The organism is Paracoccus sp. (in: a-proteobacteria) (assembly GCF_047973135.1).
Classification (GTDB): domain Bacteria; phylum Pseudomonadota; class Alphaproteobacteria; order Rhodobacterales; family Rhodobacteraceae; genus Paracoccus.
The window spans coordinates 1-1,863 of record NZ_JBKEBL010000051.1; the positions used below are offsets into that span (position 1 = coordinate 1).

The 1,863-nt window shown below is 63.4% G+C and carries 1 protein-coding gene and 1 pseudogene; both read right to left on the reverse strand.

The window, feature by feature from the left end; translation table 11 throughout:
* Positions 1–498 (reverse strand): RNA-binding protein (locus ACK5L9_RS04825; protein ID WP_416910317.1); only part of this gene is annotated, 498 nt, incomplete at its 3' end.
* Positions 499–516: 18 nt separating this feature from the next.
* Positions 517–1,863 (reverse strand): annotated as a pseudogene (gene nusA / locus ACK5L9_RS04830) (transcription termination factor NusA); the annotation flags it as partial.

Genomic DNA, 1,863 nt, shown 5'->3' on the forward strand with positions numbered 1-1,863 from the left:
GCGCCCGAAGGACAAACCCAATTCTGCCGCGGTCAGGCAGCCGAACCAGCGCCCGCCAGTCGGCGTCCACAGTTTGCCCTTGCCGCGTTCCGAACCGTCGCTGGCCTGCAGCAGTACCTTTGCCCTGCTTTCAGCCAGCCAACCTTTCACCTTTTCAAACCCGGCCACCGCCTTGCCCGATTTCCGGGCGAGCGAGACCAGTTCCACCACCCGCCGGGCCAGTCCGGCCTCGACCATCGCGGCCAGCCCGTCTGGCACCGAGACCTGCGCCTTTGCAGCGCGCGAGAACAGTCCCTTGCGGGCGGCCTTGTCGATCGAGGCAGCCTGTGCCTCGACCCAAATCCCCCGTCCCGGCAGCTTTTCGGCAAGGTCCGGAATGATCAGACCGTCTGGTCCAACGACGAATCGGATCAACCCGACCTTGGGTTGCACCTCGCCGGTGACGATGCAGCGCCTTTCGGGCTCATCGTGGGTCTTGTGTTGTCCACCGCGGCTCAAGCGCGTCTCTCCGGGGCATCACGCCCCGGCCTCCTCGTCGGTGTCCGATCCGTCCTCGACCGTATCGGGTTCGAGTTCGGCCGGATCGACCCAGCCCAGCATCACGCGGGCGGTCATTACAAGGGTCTGCGCCTCTTCCAGCGACATGTCAAAGGGTTCCAGCAGGCCGTCATCCTTGACGCGCTGCCCGTCCACCGTGGTCCAGCCGCCGGCCAGTTCCCAGTCGGCGCAGGTGGCGAAATCCTCCAGCGTCTTGACGCCGTCCTTGGCCAGTGCCTCGACCATCTGTGGGGTCAGGCCCTCGAACTGGATCAGGCTGTCTTCGGCCCCCAAAGCGCGCGCCGATTCCAGCGCGGCCTTGGCGCGGGCCTCCAGCACGTCGCGGGCGCGGGCCTGCAATTCCTCGGCGGTGCCTTCATCCACGCCTTCAATGGACAAAAGCTCGTCCTGTTCGACATAGGCGACCTCTTCCAGATCGGTAAAGCCCTCGGCCACCAGCAACTGCGCAAAGAATTCGTCCAGATCCAGCGCATCCATGAACAGTCTGGTCCGGGCGTTGAATTCGGCCTGACGACGCTTGGATTCTTCTTCCTCGGTCAGGATGTCGATGTCCAGACCCGTCAGTTGGCTGGCCAGGCGCACATTCTGGCCGCGACGACCGATGGCAAGGCTAAGCTGTTCGTCGGGCACCACGACCTCGATCTTGTTCGCCTCTTCGTCGAACACGACCTTGCTGACCTCGGCCGGTTGCAGGGCGTTGACCAGAAAGGTTGCCTGATCCTCGTTCCAGGTAATGATGTCGATCTTTTCACCCTGCAATTCGCCAACCACGGCCTGCACGCGGCTGCCGCGCATGCCGACGCAGGCCCCGACCGGGTCGATGCTGTTGTCATAGGAAATCACGGCGATCTTGGCGCGGCTGCCGGGGTCACGGGCCACGGCCTTGATCTCGATGATGCTGTCATAGATTTCCGGCACCTCCATCTTGAACAGCTCGGCCATGTATTGCGGATCGGTGCGCGTCTGGAATATCTGGGGTCGGCGTGTTTCGGGGCGCACTTCCTTGACTTAGGGGCGGATCCGGTCGTTCGGACGATAGCTTTCGCGCCCGATCTTTTCGTTGCGGCGCAGGATCGCCTCGCCCCGGCCGACATCGACGATGATGTTGCCGTATTCCTCGCGCTTGACGACTCGGTTGATGATGGTGCCGGCGCGGTCCTTGAATTCCTCTTACTTGCGATCCCGTTCGGCCTCGCTGACGCGTTGCAGGATGACCTGCTTGGCCGATTGCGCGGCGATGCGGCCCAGATCGACGTGGGGCACTTCTTCCTGAAGGATGTCTCCGGGTTGTGGTACGCCCGCGAA